Origin of the sequence: Paenibacillus sp. BR1-192 (genome assembly GCF_029542445.1) — a bacterium.
Lineage (GTDB): Bacteria > Bacillota > Bacilli > Paenibacillales > Paenibacillaceae > Paenibacillus_AQ > Paenibacillus_AQ lautus_A.
Genome location: NZ_CP120718.1, coordinates 4,748,417 through 4,769,190, shown reverse-complemented (window position 1 = coordinate 4,769,190; position 20,774 = coordinate 4,748,417). Strand labels below are relative to the sequence as shown.

Genomic DNA, 20,774 nt, shown 5'->3' with positions numbered 1-20,774 from the left:
GGTGACAATGTGAACGAGAGAATTACCCAATATCGGGAGAGAATGACCCAGTATTGGAACCAATTCAGCAACAAACAAAAAATAATGTTAATCGCTACCGTAGCATTTGTTCTAATTGCTCTAGTCGTACTAACGATGCAGTTCTCTAAGACGAAGTATGAAGTAGCGTTCCGGGATCTGAATTCCAGCGACGCCGCAGGCATCATCAGCCACCTGGAGACCCAGGGGATTTCCTACAAGCTGAGCGAGGACGGCAGAAGCATTCTGGTTCCGAGCACAAGCGCAGCTAAAGTCCAGATCGATGTAGGATCACAAGGACTGGTGCAGAACGGCACGATCGGATTCGAAACCTTCGAAAAGAATGCGTCAGCCATCGGGATGACGGATAACGAATTCGAAGTGAAATATGTAAATGCACTGAACGGCGAAGTCGAACGGCTGCTGGAGAAGATGCAGGGCGTTCAGGACGCAACGGTATTATTGAACCTGCCTAAAGAAAGTGTGTTCGCGAAAAACGGAAACGAAGATCAGGCCAGCGCTTCCGTGGTTGTACAGTTTAAACCGGGCTATCGTCCTAATCAGGAAGTCATAGACGGTTACTACAACCTCGTGAAAACGGCCATTCCCAATTTGCCGATCGAGAACATTACGATCACCAATGACGAAGTCGAGCTGCTCGCAACAGCTAAAGGCGGTCAAGGCGGATTGATCGGCAAGGTGGAAGAAAATTTCGCGCTTCAGAAAAAATTCGAAAACGACGTAAGGCAAAATGTCCAGCAATTCCTCTCGCAATACATGGGTTCGAATAAAGTCAATGTTCTTGTAGCTTCCAAACTGAACTTTGATCAGGTGCAAAGCAAGGAAAACATCGTAACCCCTGTGGATGAAGAAGAAATGAAGGGGATTGAGCTCAGCGTTCAGGAGATCCAGAAGAACTATTCGGGAACCGGCAGTCCTACAGGCGGCGTGGCCGGCGTAGGCGAAGAGGCCGTTCCGGGATATCCAAGCGATTCTGGAAGCGGAGAAACGAATTCGGAAGAGCTCTCCAAAACCGTTAACTATGAGGTTAACCGGATTACGAAGGATATCATTGCAAGTCCATATACTGTTAAAGATTTAACCATTAATGTCTCGGTTGAACCACCTGCCGGGCAACAAACTTTGGATGATGCCACAAGAACGGCTATTCAGAACATCCTGGTCAATATTGTAAGAGCATCGCTTTCGGATTCAGACTCTACTTATACAGACGCTGATTTGTCCAAAAAAGTTTCGGTTATTTCGCAGGTATTTAATGTAAATGCGGATGAAAATCCGAAATCCGTATTTTCACAGCCTGTATTATGGGGAATCGGTATCGCTGCGTTGGCATTGATTGCGGGAGGAACCTATTTCTTCATCCGCAGACGCAGACAGCAGCAGGAGGAGCTTGAAGAGGACATTCAGCTTCCGCCCGTTACGGAATTCCCGTCGATTAATCTCGAAAGCATAACCAATGAAAGCCAGGTTCGTAAGCAGCTCGAAACCTTGGCGAAGAAGAAGCCAGATGAATTCGTGAATTTACTTCGCACATGGCTAGCTGAGGAATAGAGGTGGAAGCATTGGCTAAGGGAAATAACCAAATGTTAAGCGGACGTCAAAAAGCGGCTATACTGCTCATTACACTTGGCCCGGAAGTGTCTGCTCAAATATTTAAGCATCTTCGAGATGAAGAAATCGAACAATTAACGCTCGAGATTGCGAATGTTCGCAAAGTCGACAGCGTCGAGAAAGATAGCATTATTCAGGAGTTCCATCAAATTTGCCTGGCCCAGGAATACATCTCGCAGGGCGGCATCAATTACGCGAAGGAGATTTTGGAGAAGGCGCTTGGACAGCAAAAAGCGATGGAAGTGATCAACAGGCTGACGGCAACGCTTCAGGTAAGACCGTTTGACTTCGCCCGTAAAGCGGATCCGAGCCAAATCCTGAACTTTATCCAAAATGAGAATGCCCAGACCATCGCTCTCGTATTGTCTTATCTTCAATACGAGCAGGCATCCGCGATCCTGTCTTCGCTCCCGCAAGAGAAGCAGGCGGAAGTTGCGCGCAGGGTTGCAGTCATGGACAGTACTTCGCCGGAAGTCATCGCTCAGGTGGAGCGCGTGCTGGAACAGAAGCTGTCGGCTACGGTGACGCAGGATTACACCAGTGCGGGCGGCATCGAGTCCATCGTTCAAATTCTGAACGGCGTAGACCGCGGAACGGAACGGACGATCCTCGACTCCCTGGAAATCCAGGATCCCGAGCTTGCGGAAGAAATCAAGAAGCGGATGTTTGTGTTCGAAGACATCGTCAACGTGGACAACCGTTCGATACAGCGCATCATCCGCGACGTCGAGAACGCGGACCTGCAGCTTGCGCTCAAGGTGGCAAGCGAAGAGGTGCGGGACGTTATTTTCCGCAATATGTCCAAGCGGATGGCCGAAACCTTCCGCGAAGAAATGGAATATATGGGACCGGTGCGGCTGCGTGACGTGGAGGAAGCCCAGACTCGGATCGTAAGCACGATCCGGAGACTCGAAGAAGCGGGCGAGGTTATTATTGCCCGCGGCGGAGGAGATGACATCATTGTCTAACTTGATCAAATCGTCCCACTATAAACCGATGGATGTGTTGAAAGAGTTGGATCTTGCTCGTCGTTACGCTTCGCCAACCGAGGAAACGGTAGAGGAGCCTGCACCGCCGACGGCCGAGCCGGCCGCTGTACAAACGCTGGCTGAAGCCGAACGTTTGAAACATGAAATGCTGAAGGACGCTCAAGAGTTTGCCGAGAGGCAAATCCGGGAGGCCTCGGAAGAGGCGCAGCGTCTGTTGACCGAAGCGCAGGAGCAGATTGAGGCTTGGTGGACCGAAAGAAGGCTTCAAGATGAGGATTTGTCCGAAACGCTGAAAATGGAAGGTTTTAATCAAGGATATGCGGAGGGCTCTGCCAAGGCGGAGCTTGAGATGAAGGAACTGATGGAGCAGGCGACGCTGCAAGCGAGCGAGCTGCTTCAGCTCGCGCACCAAGCCAAGGAAGATCTGATCCAGGAAGCGGAGCCGTTTTTGGTGGAGCTCAGCTGCAGCATTGCGGAGAAGGTGCTGGATCGTCAGCTTACGATCGAACCGGAATTCACGCTGGAGCTGATTCGAAAGAACCTGGCGCGCAAGCGGGAAAAAGGAATCATTTCCCTCTGCGTAGCTCCCGATCAGTTCGAATTCGTAAACGCCGCGCGGGAAGAGCTCGGATTATCGATCGATTCCCAGGCGGAGCTTCAAATTTTGCCGGACTCCACGGTTAAGGATCGCGGCTGCGTCATCCGTTCTTCCTTCGGAAGCGTGGATGCACGCATCGATACACAGCTGGCCGAGATCAAAAAAGAACTCGTACGGATCGCCCTTGATGTCGAGGAACGGAGAAATCAAGATGAAGAAGCTGAATAGCGCCCGGTACATGGACCATCTGAAACATCTGGATCCCGTCCGCATCAACGGCAAGGTTACGCAGGTCATCGGATTGATGGTGGAGTCCGAAGGGCCGGATGCCAGCATCGGCGACGTTTGCTACATCTATCCCACGAAGCAATCCAAGCCGCTCAAGGCGGAGGTCGTGGGTTTCAGAGATAATAAAGTGCTGCTGATGCCTCTCGGCGAACTTCACTCCATTGGCCCGGGCTGCGATGTAGTGGGCACAGGCAAACCGCTGAGCGTGCAGGTAGGTTCGGAACTGCTTGGCAAAGTGCTGGACGGATTGGGACAACCGCTCGACGGATCCATTATTCCGGCACGCATGCCGCATTATTCCACCCATAACGTACCGCAGAACCCGCTTAATCGGCCCAGGGTTCAGGAGCCGATCAGCATCGGCGTCCGGGCGATTGACGGATTGCTCTCCATCGGCAAAGGCCAGCGTGTCGGCATATTCGCCGGCTCCGGCGTCGGGAAGAGTACCTTGATGGGAATGATCGCACGCAACACCTCTGCCGATGTCAATGTCATTGCCTTGATCGGTGAACGGGGACGAGAGGTGCTTGATTTCATCGAGCGGGACCTGGGTCCCGAAGGGTTGAAACGGTCCGTTGTGATCGTGGCCACCTCGGATCAACCGGCGCTCATCCGCATTAAGGGAGCCTTGATCGCCACCACGATCGCCGAATATTTCAGGGATCGCGGCCTGAACGTGATGCTGATGATGGATTCGGTTACCCGTTATGCGATGGCGCAGCGCGAAGTCGGGCTTGCCGTAGGGGAACCGCCGGCGATGCGCGGTTACACTCCGTCGGTATTTGCCAGTCTGCCGAAGCTTCTGGAACGCGCAGGCACGGGTCCGACGGGTTCGATCACCGCTTTTTACACGGTGCTGGTTGACGGCGACGACATGAACGAACCGATCGCGGACGCGGTCAGGGGGATCCTGGATGGTCACATCGTCCTGAACCGGAATATCGCGAACAAAGGCCATTTTCCGGCGATCGACGTGCTGGCCAGCATTAGCCGGGTCATGAAAGACATCTCGCCTGAGGAACAAATCGATGCCTCCGAGAACGTAAAGCGTTTGATGGCGATCTACAAGGACTCGGAGGATTTGATCAATATCGGAGCTTACCAACAGGGCTCGAATGCCGACATCGATGAATCGATCGAATACATCGGCCGAATCTGGGATTTTACGAAACAAAAAGTGAATGAGAAGACCACATTGGATGAGGTTCAGGAACGTTTGATTTCCGAGTTTTCAAGGAGATGACTTTGAAGAATGAAATTTCATTATGCATTCCAGAAAATCGTAGACCTGAAAAGCAACGAGAAAACGCAAGCGGAATGGATGCTGTCAAGCGCCATCGGGAAGCTGCAGGCGGAAGAGAAAAGCTTGAATGAGCTGTATGAGATGCGGGATCAAATGTACCGCGCTCAGCAGGAAGCGGCGTCGCGGTGCGTGCCTGTCGCAGAAATCCGAAACATTCAGGTCTATGCAGAGCACCTGGAAGAATGCATTGAACGGAAACGGGATGACATACGGATCGCCCATGTCAATGTAACGAAGAAACAAAAGGTATTGTCCGACAAAATGCTTGACGAAAAAGTGTGGCTGAAGGCAAGAGACAAATCCCAAGAAAAGTTCCGGCATGAAAGTCTCCTTCGGGAACAAAACGAGCTGGACGAAATGGCGACGGTACGTTTTGCGATCAGAGCCCGTTAAGGTTTGCAAACACCGGTGGGTATGACCGCGAGGGAGGAATGAGTGTGGCACGAAAAGACATGCCGCTTGATAAGGAAGAATCAGGCGGTGGATTTGAACGGATATTGTTGATTTTGGTACCTGCTATATTCACGATCGTTCTGCTCGGAGCGCTCGCCGTATTTTTCAGAGCCGATGTCCGGGATGGGCTGCTCGAAGTAGCCAATAAAATTCCGGTCGTTAAGAACTGGGTCCCTGACCCGGTGTTGACCCCGGAAGAGCAGAAGCTCAAAGAGGCGAAGCAGCAGGAAGAAAGCGCAGAAGCGACGATCGTGGAACTTAAGAAGCAGCTTGCCGAGAAAGAAGAAACGTTAAACGAAGTAACGGAGCAAAAAGCAACGCAGGAAAACAAGGTGAAAGAGCTGGAAACCCAAATAGAATCGATGCAAAGCACATCCACGGACGGCGAGGCGGAAGAGGAAGACGCGTACACCAAGCAGATTCGTGAGCTGTCCAAGCTTTATGCGGACATGAGTCCCAGCAAAGCCGCACCGATCATGCAGAACCTGACGCTGGAAGAAATGGTGCTAATGCTGAGCCAAATGAAGAGCAGCAACCGGGTTGCCATCCTTCAGAAGATGGATCCGAAAACGGCGGCGGATGCAACCATGATGCTGAAAGACGCGGAGACCTCCGAAGATCTGGCCATTGCCGCTTTGCAATCCAGGCTGAAGAAGAACGACGCGGAGACTGCGCAGAAGAAAACCTCCGAGAACCTGGATAAAAGCCAGCTGAATCAGACTTTTGCCGGAATGACGCCTGCCAACGCCGCGGACCTGCTGATGCAAACGTACAAGATCAGCCCCGCGAAAACGATGACCATTCTAAATACGGTGGACGATGCTACGCGTTCGCGAATTTTAAATGCGATGTCCTCGAAAGACGCGGAGCTGGCAGCTAAAATATTGAATCGCCTGATGGGCTCTAAATAAGCTCTGAAATGAATCTCCATCCTCAGGAAAGGAGGTGAAATAGACGATGACAATAACGGTACAAAGCAGTATGTCTTCTTCCGTCAGCAGTACCGCGGGAAGCGGAAAGACCAGCGCAGCCGGTCAAGCGACAGCGGGTGTTTCCTTTGATGCGACGCTGACTTACCAGATGAACGGCAGCGGCAGCGGCGCTGCAACAACTTCAACAGAAGTCGCGGCCAAGCTGGAATCCCTGCTTGCGCAGTATACAGCGGAAACCGACGAATCGGTCGAAGGCTTAATGGAGCTGCTTCAAGGATTGCTGCAGGAGCTAGATACCATGGACCAGGCGTTAGAAGAGGATCCATCGTTATTGCAAGAGCTGCAGAACTGGCTGACGCAAGCGAACCTTCTGTTGAGCGGAACAGCTCCTCAAGCCCAAGGTAACGCGGACGGCAATGAGATGTCGCCATTGGCTTCCCATCCGGAAACGATTCGGTTTGCGGTACAGGACACGATCAGCCAGCTGGCTTCGATGCTATCCAAATCGGGTCAGGTAGACCTCCAGACGGAGGCAGCCGTCAAACAGCTTGTCCAGTCCTTCCAAAGTTTGCTTGGTCAAGGAACGGGGACTGGAGAAAGTAAAGCAAGCAGCAGTTTTGCCAACATCCTAAGCCAAAAGCAGCCGGATGCGGTACAGCCTAACATTGCAGCGAATACTGCAGGACAGTCGGCTTCATCTGAGACAACGGGGCAAGCGAACGCTAAATGGTCTACTCTGGCCACAAGTACCCCGGTTGACGGCACAGCAGCTGAATTCGCGTTAAACGAGGGAGATTCCCTACTGGAGCAAGGAACGGTTACTGCCGGTCAGCTGGCCCTGCGTTCCGGAACCCAAGTTACGGTTAAACCTGCAGCTCCGCCGGTGCCTGTTGAGAATTTCTCTAACGAAATGACTTCCTTCATTATTAATAAGCTCGAAATCGTGAAGCAAACCGGTTTTACCGAAGCGAGAATCTCCTTGAATCCCGAGCATCTGGGCCAAGTAGACATCAAGCTAACGATGCAGAACGGCCAGTTGATCGCACAGTTCATGACGCGGTCGACGGATGCTAAAGAGCTGATTGACCAGCAAATGGCACAGCTTCGAAGCGCATTGCTGGCCCAAGGACTTCAAGTCGAGAAAATTGAGGTTACGCAGAGCAGCCAGCCATCCAATGCCAATCTTTATCAGGATGGACGTCAGCCTGGATCAGGACAGCAGCAGCCGCAGCACCGCTCGAAGGAAAAAGATAGGCCTTCCGACGATGCCGTTCTTGCCGCGAATTTGACGGAAGAATTGAACGATTGGATTGCTGAGCATCAAGCCGACGATGAGAACTTGCAAGCAGGAACATTTACCGCGAAAGCCTAACAGTGAGGAGGTGAGCTTGGATGGCAACAAATCCGGTATCTACGAAAAATATGTGGCCCAATTATGCCAAAGGGAACGTCAGCACTAAAAACGGAAACGGCCAAGAGCTTGGGAAGGACCAGTTCTTAAGCATTCTGATTACGCAATTGCGGCATCAGGATCCGCTTCAGCCGATGCAGGACCGGGAATTTATTGCCCAAATGGCCCAGTTTACTTCCCTGGAGCAGCTGATGAATATCAATACTCAATTGACGGCAATGAGCCAGTCTTTGGGTGCTGCTTCAAGTTTGATCGGTAAACAGATCAGCTGGATGTTCAAACCGGAGGATGGCTCGGACTCCGTCATGAAGAGCGGTCTTGTGGATTCCATCATCGTCCGCGAAGGCGTCCATTACGCAAAAGTCGGTGAAAGTGAAGTATCGCTTGACCAGATCGTGAAAATCGAGAACGCTATGGCCGAGAATGATCCAGGAGCAACGGATCCTGTTCCTTCCGAACCTGAAGCAGGCAATCCGGATCCGGGAGAACCTGAAGCCGGAGACCCGGGACAAGAGGAAGAGTCTGGGGGAACCTCACCATGAGTGACCGTATGATGATCGGGCATTTATTTCCCGGGAAAATACATCCCGCAGCGCTTCACAATGAACGAAAAACAGCGCAAGCTCAACATAGTCCTCCACCCGGGACGTTCCAGGAGCTCTTAAATGAGAATCTCCTTAAAATTAGCAATCATGCGGCGAAGAGACTACAGCAGCGCGGCATTGAATTGAAGGGTGATCAGTTGGAACAGATCCAGAGTGCGGTGGACAAAGCCGCAGCGAAGGGGAGCAAGGAATCGCTCATTCTGATGAAGGACATGGCCCTTATCGTGAATATTCCGAACCGGACCGTAGTCACGGCGATGGATGGCAAGGCGATGAAAGACAACGTGTTCACGCAAATCGATAGTGCAGTTATTATTTCATAAATCTGGCTGGCCCGTGAGGAAGCCAGGCGGCCGCTGATCGACAGAAGCGGTCCATAACAGAAGGAGGAAAATCGATGTTAAGATCCATGTATTCCGGCATTTCCGGAATGAGAGGTTTCCAAACCAAACTTGACGTCATTGGTAATAACATTGCCAACGTAAATACGGTTGGGTTTAAAGCGGGACGTGTCATGTTTAAAGATATCCTCAGCCAAACGATGTCCGGCGTTACGCCGGGAACCGACGATCCATCCGGCGGCGTAAACGCGAAGCAGATCGGTCTCGGCGTATCCATCGGCTCGATTGATACTTTGCATACGCCAGGCAGTGCAATGACAACCAATAATCCGACAGACCTGAGAATTGACGGAGACGGATTCTTCATGGTGAAGCTCAGCGAGGATCAAGAAGTGCCTTTCTTAACTCGTGCTGGCGACTTTCATGTCGACGTAGCGCGTAACCTGGTCACTTCGGACGGTATGCTCGTTCTCGATTCGGCGGGTGACCCAATACAGCTGGACGAAGAGGTTACGGCATTCACAATTGCTCAGAATGGCGCCATCATTCAGAAGATGAGTGACGGAACGACGGAAGAAGGAGCCATTATCGGCGTTGCGAAAATTCCGAATCCGGAAGGCCTGGAAAAAATCGGAGGCAATATGTATCGCGTGACCCTGAATGCAGTTCCGGATGGCGATCTGGCTGCCGTCATGTTTGAAGGGAACAACGCGGAAGAAGGAACCGGTGCGATTATTGCCGGTCAGCTTGAAATGTCCAACGTTGACTTGACAGGCGAATTTTCTGAAATGATCGTCGCTCAGCGCGGCTTCCAAGCTAACTCCCGGATCATCACGACTTCGGATGAAGTGCTTCAAGAAGTTGTCAATCTGAAACGATAAGGATGGATAGGGAGGGGCCTTCCCCTCCCTAATTAAACAAGGAGGCTATCCATGATATCGGTAACGAGGTTAAATGGTTCGCAGTTGTGGCTTAACGCGCTGTTGATAGAAATGGTTGAGGAGACTCCTGACACCTACATTACTTTGATTAATGGAAAGCGAATGATTGTGCTTGAAAGTGCAAATGAAATCATCGCTTCCGTTAAGGCGTATCACCACGAGGTAGGCATTCATCAAGCCACCATTAAAGTGCAGCAATTGGAGGAACCTTCATGAAAAAGATGCTCCCCTGGTTAATTACGATCCTGTTATCGATTACGCTGATTGTCCTGGCCATCTTCCTGTTGTCGGACAAGCTGCTTGGCGATAACGGAAAAAGTCAGGCTTCGGCCAATGCCGCGGCTTTATCCAAGTTATCGGCCGACGAGATCGTAAAGATGACATCGGAAATAACCGGTATCAAGACGAATCTGGCAGATCCTGAATTTGTTGCCCAGATGGCCTTTGCTTTTCAGCTTAACGATAAAAAAGCAAAGGAAGAATTCGATAAAATCAAGGAAATCAAGATCAAACCAATTATTATCAAAACGCTGGCCGACACGAAACCCGAATTACTGAATGATTCCAAAGGGCGCGAACAGTTTATTGCCAAGCTGCAAAACCTGATCAATAAGTCGTTAACGTCCGGTCACTTGATTCAAATCGAAATGACAGAAGTAATGATCGTAGGTATCTAGACTGTTCGTCGGACGACCTGTAAGGGGGTGAGTAGATGGTTGATGTTTTATCGCAGAATGAGATCGATGCCTTATTGGCCGCTCTCTCTTCAGGGGAAATGGATGCTGAAGAACTGAAAAAAGAGGAAACGCAAAAGAAAATCCGTTCTTACGATTTTAAGAGGGCCCTCCGTTTTTCGAAGGATCATATTCGAAGCTTGACTCGGATCCACGAGAACTTTGCACGCTATTTGACGACCTACTTCTCGGCGCAGTTACGTACTTTTGTGCAAATCAACGTGGTGCAGGTTGAACAGCTTCCGTATGATGAATTTATCCGCTCCATACCAAAAATGACAGTTCTTAATATATTTGAAGCCGAACCGCTCGTAGGTCGGATGGTGCTTGAGGTCCATCCCAACATTGCCTACGCGATGCTGGACCGATTGCTTGGAGGCACGGGCATTGCTCCGTCTTCCATCAGCTCGATGACCGAAATCGAAACGATTATCATGGAGCGCATATTCAGCCGGGCGTTCGATAGCCTCCAGGAGGCATGGAAAACGGTGCTGGATATATCCCCGCGCCTCGAAGCATTGGAAACGAATCCGCAATTCATGCAGATCGTGTCTCCGAACGAAACCATTGCGCTAATATCCCTTAGCACAAAAATCGGCGATACCACGGGCATGATTAACCTGTGCATACCGCATGTGGTGCTGGAGCCGATCATGTCCAAGCTGTCCGCGCATCAATGGTTCATCTCGGAGAAAAAAGCGAGCGTTCCGGAGGAAGTGGATGCTCTTAAACAGCGCGTAAGCAAAGCCAAGCTTCCGATCGTTGCCGAGCTGGGCGTTTCGCAGCTTACCGTGTCCGAGTTCTTAGGACTGAGCGTCGGCGACGTTATTTCGTTAAACAAGCCGATGCATGACGGACTATCCATCAAGGTCGGCGACAAATTAAAGTTTATTGGCAGTCCCGGAACGATAAAAGACCGGGTTGCTGTACAAATCGATGAAATTGTCATCGAAGGAGCTGAAGAATTTGACGAGTAAAGATTATTTATCCCAGGAAGAAATCGACGCTTTGTTAAAACAGTCGGAAATGGCATCACCAGCATCAATTCCTTCGGCGGCGACTGTCGATGACGTATTAACACCTCTGGAGCAGGACGCGCTGGGTGAGATCGGTAACATAACCTTCGGCAGCGCTGCAACCGCCCTGTCCACCTTGCTGGGCAAAAAAGTGGATATCACGACCCCCAGAGTTTCGATCATTAAGCGAAGCGAGTTCGAGGAAGAATTTCCGAAGCCGCATGTAGCGGTACACGTTAAGTACGTGGACGGATTTGAAGGAATTAATTCGCTGGTCATTAAGACACGCGATGCGCAGGTCATTGCCGATCTCATGTTAGGCGGGGAAGGCAACCCGGTGGAAGAGGAACTCAATGAGATTCATATCAGTGCCGTTCAGGAAGCGATGAACCAGATGATGGGGTCTTCCGCAACAAGCATGTCGACGATTTTCAACCGGTTTGTCAATATATCGCCGCCGGGCATTGACATTCTCAACATGGCGAACGGGGAAGGGGTCAACAACCTGCCGCCGGATGAAACGCTGATTAAGATTTCTTTCCGATTAATTATCGGTGAACTTATTGATTCAACCATTATGCAGCTGCTGCCCGTTCATTTCTCCAAGGATATGGTTCACATGCTCATCAACGGGACAGAAGAACCGCAGCCTTCGAAGCAGGAAGCTGCTCCAGCGGTGGAAGCGCCGGCCAGTGCCCAGGAGTCGGCACAAGCACCGGTTAATCCGGCACAAACCCAAGACATGGGTCAAGGCTACGATTATGGACAAGGCTACGGTCAGCCTATGCCAGGACATGGCGGGCCCATCCCGCAGCAATCCATGCCATACGGTCAGCCGCAGATGCCTTACCAAGCACAGCCGCAACAGTATGGCGGCATGCCGAATCGCAATGTGAATGTACAGCCCGTGCAGTTCGCTAATCTGCAATCTGCACCGTACACCCAGGTGGATGAAAACAATCTGAACTTACTGATGGACATTCCCCTTAAAGTCACCGTAGAATTAGGGAGGACCCAAAAGCAAATTAAGGATATCCTGGAAATGTCGCAAGGTTCGATTATCGAGCTGGACAAGCTGGCCGGTGAGCCTGTTGACATCCTCGTCAATCATAAACTGATTGCCAAAGGCGAGGTCGTTGTCATCGATGAGAACTTTGGTGTGCGTGTGACGGATATCGTAAGCCAATGGGACCGGATTCAAAAATTACAATAGCACAAACATTTTAGGGAGGATTTTTATCAATGGCTAACCGAATTCTGATCGTGGACGATGCTGCATTTATGAGAATGATGATCCGTGACATATTGGTCAAGAACGGATTCGAGGTTGTGGGGGAAGCACAGGACGGTGCACAAGCAATCGAGAAATTTAAGGAACTTCGTCCAGATCTGATTACGATGGATATTACGATGCCGGAAATGGATGGTATCGCAGCGCTTAAAGAGATTAAAAAAGTAGATGCCAATGCCAAAGTAATTATGTGCTCTGCCATGGGTCAGCAAGCGATGGTTATTGACGCAATCCAAGCCGGAGCGAAAGACTTCATCGTTAAACCGTTCCAATCGGACAGAGTTATTGAAGCCATCAACAAGACGCTTGGCGTATAAGGATTCTTCTTATGATGATGGCAGCTTCTGACAGATTGGGCTCAAGTAGTACTACCGGGTATTATTTACAGTTGTTTTATGTCTTTATCGTACTTGCCATCATCATTGCGTTGATCGTGTTCCTGATTCGCTTTCTAGGCAGAAAGAATCAGAGCTGGATGCAGGGCCGCTCCATTCGTACTTTGGGTGCGGTTGGTATGGGCCCTAACAAATCCCTTCAGCTCGTCGAAATTGGGGGCAGCATCTATGTGATCGGAGTTGGCGAAGACGTCCGGTTGGTGGACAAAATTTCTGATCCGGCTGAAGTTGCGCTTATCCAAGCTGCATTTGAACAGGATTCTGGAATACATAATGGGGCACTGCCGCCTTTTATAACGAAATTGGCGGCAAAACTCCGTAAAGACAAACCACCGGAAGAAATGGAGTTGGACGATACATCTTCTTTCCATGAAGTGTTCGAATCCAAGCTGCGCAGCGTACCGAACCGGAAAGAAAAGGTCGAAGAATTGCTGCGGGAGGATCATAAGGATTCATGAATAAAAAGATCTCGTACGCTATCACGATTTTCATCATGTTTGGATTATTGTTTTCCCATACGGCATTCGCGGATCCGATTCCGAACATTGATATTCAAATCGGTAATGAGGGAGATGCACCGGGGACAAGCTCCTTGTCCTTGATACTCCTGATCACCATTCTTAGTATTGCACCGGCGATTCTGGTGCTGATGACAAGTTTTACAAGGATTGTTATCGTGCTCGGCTTTGTCCGTACTTCGCTCGGAACACAGCAAACACCGCCAAACCAAGTGTTGATCGGCCTGGCGCTGTTCCTTACCTTGTTCGTTATGGCTCCCACGTTATCCTCGATGAACGAGGTCGCGCTGCAGCCCTACCTCAAAGGGGAGATCACTCAAGCGGAAGCACTGGATAAGGCTCAAGACCCGATGAAGAAGTTCATGTTCGCGCACACAAGGGAAAAGGACCTGCTGCTGTTCATGAATTACACCGGCGCGGAGAAACCCGAATCCTACGAGGACATTCCATTAACGGTTTTAGTTCCGGCATTTGCCATTAGCGAGCTGAAGACGGGTTTCCAAATGGGCTTTATGATCTTCATCCCGTTTCTGGTCATCGATATCGTGGTTGCCAGCGTGCTGATGGCAATGGGGATGATGATGCTGCCGCCGGTCATGATCTCGCTGCCATTCAAGATTCTGCTCTTTGTTTTGGTGGACGGCTGGTATCTGGTAGTGAAATCCATGCTGATGAGCTTTAACCCGTAGCAATAAGCGGCAAGCAATTCGAATACAGGGGGACTAAGCCGTGAGCGCTGAATTTATTATCGGTCTGGCAGGACAAGCGGTCTATATTGTGCTCCAGGTGAGCGCGCCGATGCTGGTTCTCGCACTGGTTGTGGGACTAATCATCAGTATTTTTCAAGCGACAACACAAATCCAGGAACAGACGCTGGCTTTCGTACCAAAAATCATCATCGTTCTTGTAGCGTTACTGCTGTTTGGTCCTTGGATATTAACGACGTTAGTGGATTTTACGCACGGTATTTTGGACAATCTCTACAAATATATCGGATAGGCTGAGTGTCCATGGAATGGTTGCAGCAAAGTTTACCAGTTTTCATGCTTATTTTTTGTCGAATAACATCTTTTTTTGTAATATCGCCAGTGTTTGCTTCGCGCGGCATACCTTCTTCTTACAAAATAGCCCTGTCGGCCATTATCGCCCTGATCGTCTATCTATCGTTCGGGCTCGGGGAAGTGGTTCCGCAAGATCTGTCTTACGCCATCTTAATCGTCCAGGAAGTGCTGGTGGGACTGCTTCTAGGTTTCACTGCTTATCTCATCATGGCTGTCGTCCAAACCGCCGGGGCATTAATTGATATTCAGATCGGTTTCAGCATGGCGAATGTCATCGACCCGTTTACGGGGACGTCCACCCCATTAATCGGGAACTTCAAGTATTATCTCGCTCTGCTGGTGTTCCTGAGCATGAATGGTCACCATTATTTGTTTGATGCGATTATGTACAGTTATGATTGGATCCCGATCACGGGTGACGTGTTTGGGAAGATACATGAGGGTAACGTAACGGATTTTCTCGTTCGGACCTTCTCGCACTCGTTTGTATTGGCAATTCAAATGGCGGCTCCGCTGGTGGCAGCCCTGTTCCTGACCGATGTCGGGCTTGGCTTTCTGGCAAGGACGGCTCCGCAGTTCAACGTGTTTGTCATCGGGATTATTATCAAAATCATCGTTGGGCTCGTGCTGCTGATGCTGCTCATGCCGATGCTGGTGTCCCTGTTTGATCATCTGTTTGCCAAAATGTTTGAAGCGCTCCGTGAGCTGCTCGGCGTTCTTGGCGACGAGCCGACTTAAGGAGGATGGAGGTGAAGCGGATGTCATACCGGTATCCGGTCGACTTACAGCTGTTCGCTGGCGAAAAGACGGAGAAAGCCACACCGAAGAAGCGCCAGGATACGCGTAAGAAGGGCCAAGTTGCCAAGAGCATGGAGGTATCGGGTGCATCGGTTTTGCTGGCGGCTTTCTTTTGCCTGTTAATCTTTGGCGGTTATATGAGGGACCGCACCGTTCGACTATTCACCGATATATACATTAATCGGCTCTCCATGAATGTAACGAAAGATAATGTGATGCAGCTGTTCGGGGAATATGGCGTTCAAATCTTGCTTCTGCTCGCTCCTTTGTTCATTTCGATTTTCGTTATAGCGCTGGTCGCTAATTATTTGCAGGTCGGGTTTATGTTAACCGGCGAGACGCTGAAAATGAAGTTCAGCAAAATCGACCCCATCAAGGGGTTCAAAAATATATTCTCGATGCGTTCATTGGTCGAGTTTTTGAAATCGGTCATCAAGTTGACCATTATCGGTTACCTCGTGTACAGCACCTTGTGGGCCGCCAGGGAGGATTTATCCTCCTTATCGACGATGGGACCCGATACCATCTTTCATTTCGTGGCCGATATCACCATGTCGCTCGGTTTTAAGATTGCCATCGGGCTGATCATTCTGGCCGTTCTGGATTACATGTATCAGAAATACGATTACGAGAAAAACATTCGGATGTCCAAGCAGGACATCAAAGACGAGTACAAAAAAATGGAAGGCGATCCGCTGATCAAAGGAAAGATCAGGGAGCGCCAGCGTCGGATGGCACTTCAGCGAATGATGCAGGAAGTTCCGAATGCCGACGTCATCATCACGAACCCGACCCACTTTGCAGTGGCGATCAAATATGACGGGTCCACGATGGAAGCTCCGCAAATCATTGCAAAAGGTCAAGATTTCATGGCCTTGCGGATTAAGGAAATCGCGAAGGAACACGGAATTATAACGATGGAAAACAAGCCGCTGGCACGCGCTTTGTACCAACGGTCGGAAATCGGGGATTCGATTCCGGGAGACCTGTTCCAGGCCGTAGCGGAAGTGCTGGCCTATGTATATAAACTAAAAGGTAAAGCGAAATAACTAGGGACCGGAGGCGTCTGTGCAGTGAAAATAAAAGATCTATCTGTCCTTGCGGGTGTCATTGGCATCGTACTCATGATGATTCTTCCGATCCCGATATGGCTGCTCGATGTACTTCTGATTATCAACATCTCGCTGGCGCTCATCATTTTGCTGGTGGCCATGAATACGAAGGAAGCGCTCGATTTCTCCATTTTTCCTTCCTTATTGCTCATCACGACACTCTTTCGAGTAGCGCTTAACATATCGACAACGAAGCTGATCCTGTCGGAAGCTAACGCAGGCGAAGTTGTTGCCACGTTCGGCAAATGGATTGCCAACGGCGAAATTGCGGTTGGCTTCATCGTCTTCTTGATCCTCGTCGTCGTACAGTTCATCGTCATTACCAAAGGGTCGGAACGGGTAGCCGAGGTTGCGGCAAGATTTACCCTCGACGCGATGCCGGGTAAGCAGATGAGCATCGATGCGGATCTGAACGCGGGTCTGATCAATGAGCAGCAAGCCAGGGAGCGCCGCAGCAAGATCGAGCGCGAAGCCGACTTTTACGGCGCCATGGATGGTGCGAGTAAATTCGTCAAGGGTGATGCCATCGCCACGATCGTCATCATGCTCATCAACCTGATCGGCGGATTTATTATCGGGATCTCGATTCACGGCATGTCGTTCGGAGACGCGATGAGCACCTACTCGATCCTGACGATCGGGGACGGATTGGTCAGCCAGATTCCGGCTCTCCTGATTTCCACGGCCGCGGGCCTGATTGTTACGCGTGCTTCATCCGAAGGAAATCTGGCTGAGGATCTGACGGGGCAGCTCTTCTCATATCCTCATCTGTTGTACATCGTTGCAGGAACCGTCCTGCTGCTGGGAATCTTCACACCGATTCATCTGATCACGACCGCGCCGATTGCACTCATACTATTTATCGCGGCACGGACGATGCAGAACAATTTGGATCGCAAGCAGGTGGAAGTGGAGCAGCTGGAAGAGGAACAGCAGATCGAAGAGGTGCGAAGCCCGGAAAGCGTGATCAACCTCTTGCAGGTCGATCCTATCGAATTCGAATTCGGATATGGGTTGATTCCGCTGGCAGACGCTCAGCAGGGCGGGGACTTATTGGACCGTATCATTATGATCCGGAGACAATGCGCGCTTGAACTGGGACTCGTCGTGCCGGTCATCCGAATTCGCGACAATATTCAACTAAAACCGAACGAATATGTCATAAAAATAAAAGGGAATGCTGTCGGCGGCGGTGAATTATTATTAAATCACTATCTCGCCATGAGCCCGGGATACGAGGACGATTCCGTAACAGGGATCGAAACGACGGAACCGGCGTTCGGGCTTCCTGCACTGTGGATTGACGAAGCCATGAAGGAACGGGCGGATCTGGCCGGTTATACCGTTGTGGATCCACCGTCCGTCGTTGCTACCCATCTGACGGAACTCATTAAGAGACATGCCCATGAGCTGATCGGACGCCAGGAAACCAAGGCATTGGTCGACAATATTCGAGAAAGCTATCCGGTCCTTGTGGACGAGCTCATTCCTTCCGTGCTGACCATCGGGGAAGTGCAAAAGGTATTGGCCAAGCTCCTTCGCGAGAAGATCTCCATCCGCGATATGGTTACGATTCTCGAGACCCTTGCCGACTACGGGCATTATTCGAAGGACCCTGATGTCCTTACCGAATATGTAAGGCAAGCCCTCTCACGGCAGATTACACAGCAATACGCTCAAGAAGGAGAGGCGATGCGGGTCATCACGGTCGGACCGCAGCTGGAGAAGAAGATCGCTGAGAGCGTTCAGCAGAGCGACCAAGGAAGCTATCTCGCGATGGATCCGGCATCCACGCAGAGCGTGTTTCAAAAGCTCAGTGAGCAGGTCAATCGGATTATTCAGATGGGACAGCAGCCCGTGCTTCTGACCTCGCCGGCCATAAGAATGTATTTGCGGCAGGTCATAGAACGAAGCATGCAGGATATCCCGGTGTTGTCCTATAGCGAGCTGGAGCCTAACGTCGAAATTCAAAGTGTCGGAGTGGTGAACTTATGAGAGTGAAAAGGTATATCGTCGACACGATGCCTGAGGCGATGCAGCATATTCGTACGGATTTGGGTGCGGATGCCGTCATACTGAGCACGAAGGAAACCAAGGTAGGCGGGTTCCTCGGGATGTTCACCCGCAAGAAAATAGAGGTGATCGCGGCGGTAGAGCAGGCGGAAAAGCCCAAGGGCTCTGCGCCGGTCAAGCCCAAAGTTACGCCTTCTGTTCCATCAGGGGCGGTACCCAAAGCCTACCAGCGAACGGCTGAAATTTCGAAGCAAGGCCCTAAAACCTCCCCGCTTCCAGTGAATAACGCGGATGCCGCAGCGGATGCGCGGCAAGAGGCCGACTATAGCCGCTTTGCCGAGTTGCTTAGCCAGGTGGCAGCTTCCGAGGAGGTTGTGGACAGGCAAAAGGACAGGGTTAGCCAGACGCAGCAGCCTGCAGAGGCTGATCCGGCAGCGGAACGCAGCGATTCAACGGAAGCCGCTGCTTCTGTTGAAGCAAAGAAACCATCCCGCGGGGGACAGGAGGAGTCGTTAAGTTCACGACTGGGAATCAGCGAATCCGAACAGAGAGTCCTTGAAGAGCTTAAGGAAATGAAGGAATGGATCGCGCGATTATCCAGGCAGAATCTGGAGGCGCAGCATCTTCCCGAGCCGCTGCATGTTATCCGGGATCAGCTCCTGAAGCAGGATTTATCGGCCAAGCTGGCGGAAGAGTGGCTCGCGGCCGCGGAAGATGCCTGGAAAGCCAGCCAAATGCAGATGAGCGGGACCGAGCTTCTGAACGTGATTTACAAGCAGGCCGAGGCGTTCCTTGAGGGGCGTATCGGCGAAGGTGTTCAGCCCGGGACGCGGATCGTATATGTCGCTGGCCCAACGGGGGTCGGCAAAACAACCACGATTGCGAAGATCGCTGCAGAGCAGCTGTTCCGCAATCAACGCAAGGTAGGCTTCATTACGTCCGATACGTATCGGATATCCGCCGTTGAACAGCTTCGCACTTATGCTTCCATTCTCAATGTGCCGATGGAGGTCGTGCAGTCGCCCGGCGACATGCAGCGAGCCCTTCAGAAGCTCCAGGACTGCGATTTGGTATTAATGGATACGGCCGGCCGGAACTATCGGAATGAGCTGCTCGTTTCCGAGCTTCAAAGCCTGTTCTCCCATTCCGATCAAAGCGAAACTTATCTTGTCCTTAGCCTCACATCCAAGAGCAGCGATATGATCGAAATCGCGGATCATTTCAGCAAATACGAGCTGGATAAGGTTATTTTCACGAAGATGGATGAAACCGGAAGCTACGGCGCCTTGTTTAATCTGATCGATGCCCACAACCTTCGCCTGTCTTATATGACCAATGGTCAAAATGTGCCCGATGATCTGTTGATGGCCGACCCTGAACGGTTATGCCGTCTGCTGCTGGGAGAGAGTCGTACATGACGGATCAAGCTCACTCGCTTCGCCAGTTGGTTTCGGCCCAGCAGCCCGGGGAGAGCGCCAAGGCGACCTCCGCAAGAACCGCCAAGATCATAACGGTCAGCAGCGGCAAGGGCGGGGTTGGGAAATCCAATTTCACGTTGAATTTTGCATTGACTTTGCAATCGATGGGAAAAAGGGTTCTGGTCTTTGATGCCGATATCGGCATGGCAAACATTGACGTTCTGATGGGTGTAAGCTCTCGGTACAGCCTGTATCATCTCATTCGCCGGGAGAAGAGCATAGAAGAAGTGATTCAGTATGGGCCGGACAAGCTGCCTTACATTGCCGGAGGTTCGGGTTTGGCGGACATGATGTCCCTGTCCGAGGAAGAGATGGATTATTTCATATCCCAGATTGAGCGCATTGCTTCCGGGATGGACTACATTATCTTCGATACAGGGGCCGGCTTATCCAAGGAAAACATGAAGTTTATTACGTCCGCTGATCAATGCCTTGTCGTTACGACGCCGGAGCCGACGTCCATCACGGATGCTTATGCGTTAATCAAGGTGGTCCACGGCACGGAAAGCAAGGTTCCGTTCAGCCTGATCGTCAACCGTGCAGGGGACGAGGAAGAGGCTCGTGAGGCGGCGGGCAAAATTATTTTGACGGCCCAGCGTTTTCTGGACATCGACATCAAGCTGCTCGGCTCGATTGCCGATGATACGCATGTAGTCCAGTCCGTCAAGCGGCAGGTTCCGTTTACGGCAGCTTATCCACGGTGCAACGCTTCCAGCGATATCAGACGGATCGCGCTTCGTTACTTGGCCGTTCCTGCTGCCGCGGAGCCGGAAACCCCGAAGGGAATCAAAGGATTTATGCATCGATGGCTTAAACGTACGAAATGATTCTTCGGTTGGATTAATGG

Annotated in this window: 23 protein-coding genes; all 23 read left to right on the top strand. The window is 51.0% G+C overall.

From position 1 onward, the window contains the following. The first annotated feature begins 9 nt into the window (after positions 1–9). On the top strand, positions 10–1,590 hold the full coding sequence (gene fliF / locus P0X86_RS21325) for a flagellar basal-body MS-ring/collar protein FliF (RefSeq protein WP_009594716.1): 1,581 nt from the start codon (positions 10–12) through the stop codon (positions 1,588–1,590). A gap of 11 nt (positions 1,591–1,601) precedes the next feature. Next, positions 1,602–2,618, top strand: a complete 1,017-nt coding sequence (gene fliG, locus P0X86_RS21320) for a flagellar motor switch protein FliG (RefSeq protein WP_015736330.1) — start codon at positions 1,602–1,604, stop codon at positions 2,616–2,618. Next, complete coding sequence (locus P0X86_RS21315) at positions 2,611–3,465, top strand: FliH/SctL family protein (protein WP_277746393.1); 855 nt, start codon at positions 2,611–2,613, stop codon at positions 3,463–3,465. The genes fliG and P0X86_RS21315 overlap by 8 nt, the downstream gene beginning before the upstream one ends. Further along, positions 3,449–4,768 (top strand): flagellar protein export ATPase FliI, encoded by a 1,320-nt coding sequence (gene fliI, locus P0X86_RS21310; protein ID WP_009594717.1) that lies wholly within the window; start codon positions 3,449–3,451, stop codon positions 4,766–4,768. The genes P0X86_RS21315 and fliI overlap by 17 nt, the downstream gene beginning before the upstream one ends. Before the next feature lie 9 nt (positions 4,769–4,777). Continuing rightward, the gene (gene fliJ, locus P0X86_RS21305) at positions 4,778–5,221 is read left to right on the top strand and encodes a flagellar export protein FliJ (RefSeq protein WP_009594763.1); all 444 of its coding nucleotides are present in this window, start codon (positions 4,778–4,780) and stop codon (positions 5,219–5,221) included. 38 nt (positions 5,222–5,259) lie between these two features. Next, positions 5,260–6,192, top strand: coding sequence for a MotE family protein (locus P0X86_RS21300; protein WP_213579195.1), 933 nt, complete (start codon positions 5,260–5,262; stop codon positions 6,190–6,192). Positions 6,193–6,238: 46 nt separating this feature from the next. Next, the gene (locus P0X86_RS21295) at positions 6,239–7,585 is read left to right on the top strand and encodes a flagellar hook-length control protein FliK (RefSeq protein ID WP_277746392.1); all 1,347 of its coding nucleotides are present in this window, start codon (positions 6,239–6,241) and stop codon (positions 7,583–7,585) included. Between the two features lie 20 nt (positions 7,586–7,605). Next, positions 7,606–8,166 carry a flagellar hook capping FlgD N-terminal domain-containing protein gene (locus tag P0X86_RS21290; protein WP_277746391.1) on the top strand — a complete coding sequence of 187 codons (561 nt, stop codon included), beginning with the start codon at positions 7,606–7,608 and terminating at the stop codon, positions 8,164–8,166. After that, the gene (locus tag P0X86_RS21285; protein ID WP_192571275.1) at positions 8,163–8,552 is read left to right on the top strand and encodes a TIGR02530 family flagellar biosynthesis protein; all 390 of its coding nucleotides are present in this window, start codon (positions 8,163–8,165) and stop codon (positions 8,550–8,552) included. The genes P0X86_RS21290 and P0X86_RS21285 overlap by 4 nt, the downstream gene beginning before the upstream one ends. A 74-nt stretch (positions 8,553–8,626) precedes the next feature. Beyond that, on the top strand, positions 8,627–9,451 hold the full coding sequence (locus P0X86_RS21280; protein ID WP_119847462.1) for a flagellar hook-basal body complex protein: 825 nt from the start codon (positions 8,627–8,629) through the stop codon (positions 9,449–9,451). 51 nt (positions 9,452–9,502) lie between these two features. Beyond that, positions 9,503–9,727 (top strand): flagellar FlbD family protein, encoded by a 225-nt coding sequence (locus P0X86_RS21275; protein WP_009594749.1) that lies wholly within the window; start codon positions 9,503–9,505, stop codon positions 9,725–9,727. Then, complete coding sequence (locus P0X86_RS21270) at positions 9,724–10,188, top strand: flagellar basal body-associated FliL family protein (RefSeq protein WP_009594755.1); 465 nt, start codon at positions 9,724–9,726, stop codon at positions 10,186–10,188. The genes P0X86_RS21275 and P0X86_RS21270 overlap by 4 nt, the downstream gene beginning before the upstream one ends. Before the next feature lie 35 nt (positions 10,189–10,223). Further along, positions 10,224–11,222: a flagellar motor switch protein FliM gene (gene fliM, locus P0X86_RS21265; RefSeq protein ID WP_009594751.1), complete on the top strand. Its 999-nt coding sequence runs from the start codon at positions 10,224–10,226 to the stop codon at positions 11,220–11,222. Beyond that, complete coding sequence (gene fliY / locus P0X86_RS21260) at positions 11,212–12,474, top strand: flagellar motor switch phosphatase FliY (protein WP_277746390.1); 1,263 nt, start codon at positions 11,212–11,214, stop codon at positions 12,472–12,474. The genes fliM and fliY overlap by 11 nt, the downstream gene beginning before the upstream one ends. A gap of 29 nt (positions 12,475–12,503) precedes the next feature. Further along, entirely contained in the window at positions 12,504–12,869 is a 366-nt protein-coding gene (locus tag P0X86_RS21255; protein ID WP_006211317.1) for a response regulator, read from the top strand. 11 nt (positions 12,870–12,880) lie between these two features. Beyond that, positions 12,881–13,405: a flagellar biosynthetic protein FliO gene (locus tag P0X86_RS21250; RefSeq protein WP_015736321.1), complete on the top strand. Its 525-nt coding sequence runs from the start codon at positions 12,881–12,883 to the stop codon at positions 13,403–13,405. Continuing rightward, positions 13,402–14,154 (top strand): flagellar type III secretion system pore protein FliP, encoded by a 753-nt coding sequence (gene fliP / locus P0X86_RS21245; RefSeq protein ID WP_009594726.1) that lies wholly within the window; start codon positions 13,402–13,404, stop codon positions 14,152–14,154. The genes P0X86_RS21250 and fliP overlap by 4 nt, the downstream gene beginning before the upstream one ends. 40 nt (positions 14,155–14,194) lie before the next feature. Then, positions 14,195–14,464 carry a flagellar biosynthesis protein FliQ gene (fliQ, locus tag P0X86_RS21240; protein WP_009594725.1) on the top strand — a complete coding sequence of 90 codons (270 nt, stop codon included), beginning with the start codon at positions 14,195–14,197 and terminating at the stop codon, positions 14,462–14,464. 11 nt (positions 14,465–14,475) lie between these two features. Further along, a complete protein-coding gene (fliR, locus tag P0X86_RS21235; RefSeq protein WP_015736320.1) occupies positions 14,476–15,264 on the top strand; it encodes a flagellar biosynthetic protein FliR in 789 nt (262 codons plus the stop codon). A gap of 20 nt (positions 15,265–15,284) precedes the next feature. Then, positions 15,285–16,373: a flagellar biosynthesis protein FlhB gene (gene flhB / locus P0X86_RS21230; protein WP_192571278.1), complete on the top strand. Its 1,089-nt coding sequence runs from the start codon at positions 15,285–15,287 to the stop codon at positions 16,371–16,373. A 24-nt stretch (positions 16,374–16,397) separates the two neighbouring features. Continuing rightward, complete coding sequence (gene flhA / locus P0X86_RS21225; protein WP_009594696.1) at positions 16,398–18,431, top strand: flagellar biosynthesis protein FlhA; 2,034 nt, start codon at positions 16,398–16,400, stop codon at positions 18,429–18,431. Beyond that, on the top strand, positions 18,428–19,867 hold the full coding sequence (gene flhF, locus P0X86_RS21220) for a flagellar biosynthesis GTPase FlhF (RefSeq protein ID WP_277746389.1): 1,440 nt from the start codon (positions 18,428–18,430) through the stop codon (positions 19,865–19,867). The genes flhA and flhF overlap by 4 nt, the downstream gene beginning before the upstream one ends. Then, the gene (locus P0X86_RS21215) at positions 19,864–20,754 is read left to right on the top strand and encodes a MinD/ParA family protein (protein ID WP_213579192.1); all 891 of its coding nucleotides are present in this window, start codon (positions 19,864–19,866) and stop codon (positions 20,752–20,754) included. Before flhF ends, P0X86_RS21215 begins: the two co-directional genes overlap by 4 nt. Positions 20,755–20,774: the final 20 nt, after the last annotated feature.

Coding starts and splice junctions, on each gene's coding strand:
- P0X86_RS21300 (WP_213579195.1), top strand. CDS start 5,260: ATGAGTGTGGCACGAAAAGACATGCCGCTTGATAAGGAAGAATCAGGC.
- fliJ (WP_009594763.1), top strand. CDS start 4,778: ATGAAATTTCATTATGCATTCCAGAAAATCGTAGACCTGAAAAGCAAC.
- P0X86_RS21285 (WP_192571275.1), top strand. CDS start 8,163: ATGAGTGACCGTATGATGATCGGGCATTTATTTCCCGGGAAAATACAT.
- fliP (WP_009594726.1), top strand. CDS start 13,402: ATGAATAAAAAGATCTCGTACGCTATCACGATTTTCATCATGTTTGGA.
- flhB (WP_192571278.1), top strand. CDS start 15,285: ATGTCATACCGGTATCCGGTCGACTTACAGCTGTTCGCTGGCGAAAAG.
- P0X86_RS21270 (WP_009594755.1), top strand. CDS start 9,724: ATGAAAAAGATGCTCCCCTGGTTAATTACGATCCTGTTATCGATTACG.
- P0X86_RS21250 (WP_015736321.1), top strand. CDS start 12,881: ATGATGATGGCAGCTTCTGACAGATTGGGCTCAAGTAGTACTACCGGG.
- fliI (WP_009594717.1), top strand. CDS start 3,449: ATGAAGAAGCTGAATAGCGCCCGGTACATGGACCATCTGAAACATCTG.
- flhF (WP_277746389.1), top strand. CDS start 18,428: ATGAGAGTGAAAAGGTATATCGTCGACACGATGCCTGAGGCGATGCAG.
- fliR (WP_015736320.1), top strand. CDS start 14,476: ATGGAATGGTTGCAGCAAAGTTTACCAGTTTTCATGCTTATTTTTTGT.
- P0X86_RS21215 (WP_213579192.1), top strand. CDS start 19,864: ATGACGGATCAAGCTCACTCGCTTCGCCAGTTGGTTTCGGCCCAGCAG.
- P0X86_RS21280 (WP_119847462.1), top strand. CDS start 8,627: ATGTTAAGATCCATGTATTCCGGCATTTCCGGAATGAGAGGTTTCCAA.
- P0X86_RS21290 (WP_277746391.1), top strand. CDS start 7,606: ATGGCAACAAATCCGGTATCTACGAAAAATATGTGGCCCAATTATGCC.
- fliM (WP_009594751.1), top strand. CDS start 10,224: ATGGTTGATGTTTTATCGCAGAATGAGATCGATGCCTTATTGGCCGCT.
- P0X86_RS21275 (WP_009594749.1), top strand. CDS start 9,503: ATGATATCGGTAACGAGGTTAAATGGTTCGCAGTTGTGGCTTAACGCG.
- P0X86_RS21295 (WP_277746392.1), top strand. CDS start 6,239: ATGACAATAACGGTACAAAGCAGTATGTCTTCTTCCGTCAGCAGTACC.
- P0X86_RS21255 (WP_006211317.1), top strand. CDS start 12,504: ATGGCTAACCGAATTCTGATCGTGGACGATGCTGCATTTATGAGAATG.